The sequence below is a fragment of the Marinobacter halodurans genome, assembly GCF_004327985.1.
In the GTDB taxonomy this organism is placed as follows: Bacteria; Pseudomonadota; Gammaproteobacteria; order Pseudomonadales; family Oleiphilaceae; genus Marinobacter_A; species Marinobacter_A halodurans.
This window is the reverse complement of the sequence record NZ_SJDL01000085.1, coordinates 1-3933: the sequence shown is the minus strand read 5'-3', so window position 1 is coordinate 3933 and position 3933 is coordinate 1. Positions and strand designations below refer to the sequence as shown.

The following is a 3933-nucleotide window of genomic DNA, read 5'->3' as shown; positions in this document are numbered from 1 at the left end:
GGGTTCGAGATAGTAGGTGATTTCGGAATAATTTGGTTGGAGTGCAAGACATGTACCCCAGCCCTTTAGCTCATAACCAATACAGGCAAGGGACGCTCCTTTCGTCGCGCCCCTGCTGTTGGCGTTATGTAATGCCTACCATGCTATAATTGGCAGTTTGAACCATGTTTAACCAAGGGTAGCCAGGAAGCTACTCTTTACTGAAAGGAACTCTCACCATGAGCAATCTGATTGCCGCCTGCGTCGGCGACATGCATGTTTGCCCGATCAAAGGGCACGGCTCTTCCCCCATCATGCCAAACGGCTCCAGTATTCTTGTTGAAGGTAAGCCCATTGCCCGTGTAGGCGATGTTACCGGCTGCGGTGCGGTTATTACCCAAGGCTACCCGCTGGCGTTGGCCGATGGTATGCCAGTGGCCTACCTTGGCAGCCCCAGCAGTCATGGTGGCTCCATTGTCAGCGGTAATCCACGAGTGATTTTGGGTGTTGCCACCAACACCGCACCGGTTGTGGACTTCGCTGTGGCTGGTGCGCTGGATGACAAAGGTCAGCTTACCCCTGCCGCCAAGGAGTTGCTGAACAAAGATCCACAGGAGTTTGTGCGGAAAGCTGCGCAGAAAGGCGCGTTGATTGATGAAGGCTTGCCCGACGAATCACCGGAAGATCCGCCCGAAGAAGAGGAGCGCCCCAAAGTCCGGGTCGAGGCTGGCATCTTTTTCGATGGCACTGGCAATAATCGCGATAATACCCAAACCTATCAGCGGCAGATTGATGAATGTCTCACAGCTAATGCAGCCGAGGTCATCTCCGAAGACGAGTGCAGCGCCGAACTATCGCAGGTGATGGAAGGCAGTTATCTCAATGCGGAAACCAATGTCTCCAAGCTGGAAAACCTTTACCAGCGTGAAGGAGGCCAGAGTGAAACCGGCGAAAGGGTTTACCGGCTATCAACCTATGTGTCGGGAGTTGGCACAAAGTCCGGGGAGCCGGACGATGCGCCCAGTATGGGACTTGGGTTGGGTGACCAAGGCATACTTAAGAAAATTGAAGAGGGCAGCAATGATTTAGCCATTAGTTTCAAACGTGCTGTGGACGAGTCGGTTGACGAGCTAATACTTGACGTTTTTGGCTTCAGCCGTGGCGCGGCCACCGCTCGGCATTTTGTCAGCCGGGAGGTGCGGGACACAACGGGCTCTCTGTACAGTGAATACAAAGGGGCTTTAGTCAGAGCATTCGAGCGGCAGGGCATCCCATGGCCCAAGAAAGTTACCGTGCGCTTTGTCGGCTTGTTCGATACCGTTGCGGGGATTGCCGACCTCGGCAATCTCGACTTATCAGCGCATGATGCAGAAACCGGGCGCATCAACGTCAACTTGCGGTCGGAGGATGCGGAACGGGTCGTTCAGTTTTCCGCACGGGATGAGCGCCGCCACAACTTCTCTCTCAACAGCCTCCGGGGTGAGTCCGGCAACTTGCCGGACCATTTCAGCGAATGGGCGCTGCCTGGTGCCCACTCCGATATTGGCGGTGGCTACCCGGACCGCTTTCGGGAACGGGTAGAAGTTCGCCCGCCCTTGATTGTCAGCGGAAAAGATCGTCGGAATCCCGAAGCCAGTTTCGCATTCTCTCGCATGTTGCAGGAACGTGCACTGATTAAAAACGAAGGTTGGATCGGGCCACTGAACCCACTCGCCACACTTGAGATTGAACAGGAACGCCCACCCGGCTTGCCCGGCGGTGACATAACACTTCGCCTTTGGTTGGACCGCGAAGTTCGCGGTGAATACTCCCGTATTCCGCTGTATCTGATGCACAAATTGGCGGTGGATGCTGGTGTTCCCTTCCGCTCTATCAACCCAGAAGTAGAAGGCCTCTCCTTACCGCAAGAATTAATGACGGTTGCCAGAAACCTCGCTGCTCACGTTTGGCATGGCAGCGCGCTATTGATGACCCCGGAATCTAAAGCGCTACTGAAACAGCGGTATATTCACCATTCTGATCATTACCTGAAGCTTGGCCCCTTGTACCCTTTCAAGCCCGGCAAGTATGGCCGCCGAACCGTCCATCCGAATAAGGGGCAATGGTCAGAGGGGGAATATCATGAGTATTAAGACGCTTGCTATTAGCTTCTGTGTCTTGGTGCTGCTGGGGTGTTCGGACCAAGGAGAATCAGAGACACCCATGCACGGCCCGAATTCTGCCTATCGGAGCATCGGTGTTGTTGCCCCGGAACACTACGATGTATGGGTGGATAAATTCTTTATCGAGTCACTGTCAGAAAATGTTGGGTGGCGTCGCCCATTCGGGTTTGTCACTTGTTGCTGGAAAAGCCCTCCGCTCTCACGCGCAGAGTGGCAGACAACCCCCGAGTTGTTCCTTATTCGGTGGTTTTCGTTCGCAGAACAGCAATCCTATGAGGCTGTGATCAGATTGGAAAACGCCGCTGAAATTGTGGAAAAGATGAAAGAGCCAGCGCCGTATGAAAGATATGGTAAAACAATGGTTGAGCCTAGAGACACATTGGTTCTTGGCCTGGCACCGGGAGGAACGGTGGTTCTCTGGATCATGAATGGGGCGGAAAATGCGATTGAGGTGGGGCGTTATAAGGCGAAGCCGTTCAACAACGAGAAGTCTGACTATTCTCAATGGGTAGATGAATATCTGGAAAAAGAAGGCGAGTACCTCCGGGAAAATGGGGTCAAACTGGATGGCTGGTAGATACATGTCCTGATACCTTGGGAGTCAGGCACCACATAACCAAGCCATGCACCGGATGCCAAACCCTCCGCTTCGCTGCGGTTTTGTCACCGGTGATGGCGGGCATTATGTGTAGATGAAGATGCAGAGATTAACGCAAGAAGAGGTATTCGAATTAATCGATTCTTTAGATTGCGAGATCATAGAGTTTGAAAGGGTACGTCCGCACAATAAGGGCGAAATACGTCGGAAGGACTCAATGGATCGAGCCGCATTCAAAAAAATGGTGGCTGAAGCAATGGAAGAAGAACATCAGCCAGGTGGTGATATTGAAGTGCGCATCCCTTCTTCAAACGAAATTTTAGTTGGGCACCACGATGGCATCTATTGGTTGGAGTGAGACACACATAACCAGTAGTTCCAATACGTTCCGGCCCTGACGGGCCTCCACCGGACCGGTTTTCCGGCGCGATGCGCCTCCAAACCGGCCGCTGAACATTGGCGTTATGCCTGGCTTGATGTTCGACCAATAGAGCTTCTGCGATCTGATGATTGAAAAGCATATAAAGCTATTTACTGCAGCGGTATTCATTGTCGTCGTGATCGTATCAAAGATGATGATTGGTCCAATTACCTGCAATAGTGGTTGGAAGTCGCCATCAATCGGTAGCAGTGGAGCGTGTTCTAGTCATGGCGGCGTAGCCGAATGGAAAGCATTTTTACCTATCATTTTGGCTGGTGGGGTCGCATTCTGGTTCTACGGAAAATTTAGTCCCCGTCGGCTTCCGCAGAACAAAGACCAAAATGACTCCCCACGGCCAATTGAGCCGATTGAAACTCCAAAACCGGCTCCTAAAAGCAGCAGGCCTCGCAGCGTTAAATCACAACCTAATTGTCCACGCTGTAGAGCAAAAATGGTATTGAGAACAGCTTCGCAAGGTAGGAACGCTGGGGGTCAGTTTTGGGGGTGTCCAAAGTACCCTCGTTGCAGAGGAACTCGGCGATATGTCTCTGAGAACAAGGCATAACCAGTCGTTTAAGTACGTTCCGGCCCTACGGGCCTCCACCGGACCGGTTTTCCGTTGCACTCCAAACCGGCCGCTTAACATTGGCGTTAAAAGTCTATGTTGCATGAACCAGTGAGTAGAGATCAGGTAGCTAAAGTAAGGCCTTTCTTCAGGGGGCTGGCCGGTTTTTTCCTGTTTTGCACTTTACTGGCTGCCGCCGGGCTCATTT

Annotated in this window: 4 protein-coding genes; all 4 read left to right on the top strand. The window is 52.5% G+C overall.

The window, feature by feature from the left end; all coding sequences use genetic code 11:
* Window positions 1–218: 218 nt before the first annotated feature.
* The 4 genes from EZI54_RS23170 (at window position 219) to EZI54_RS25320 (ending at window position 3725) form a co-directional block, all read left to right on the top strand.
* Window positions 219–2111 carry a phospholipase effector Tle1 domain-containing protein gene (locus EZI54_RS23170; protein ID WP_131484234.1) on the top strand — a complete coding sequence of 631 codons (1893 nt, stop codon included), beginning with the start codon at window positions 219–221 and terminating at the stop codon, window positions 2109–2111.
* Window positions 2101–2718, top strand: a complete 618-nt coding sequence (locus EZI54_RS23165) for a DUF2931 family protein (protein ID WP_165495863.1) — start codon at window positions 2101–2103, stop codon at window positions 2716–2718. Before EZI54_RS23170 ends, EZI54_RS23165 begins: the two co-directional genes overlap by 11 nt.
* Window positions 2719–2833: 115 nt before the next feature.
* Window positions 2834–3097 (top strand): hypothetical protein, encoded by a 264-nt coding sequence (locus EZI54_RS23160; protein ID WP_131484232.1) that lies wholly within the window; start codon window positions 2834–2836, stop codon window positions 3095–3097.
* 148 nt (window positions 3098–3245) lie between these two features.
* Window positions 3246–3725 (top strand): topoisomerase DNA-binding C4 zinc finger domain-containing protein, encoded by a 480-nt coding sequence (locus EZI54_RS25320; protein WP_131484231.1) that lies wholly within the window; start codon window positions 3246–3248, stop codon window positions 3723–3725.
* The last annotated feature ends 208 nt before the right edge of the window (window positions 3726–3933 follow it).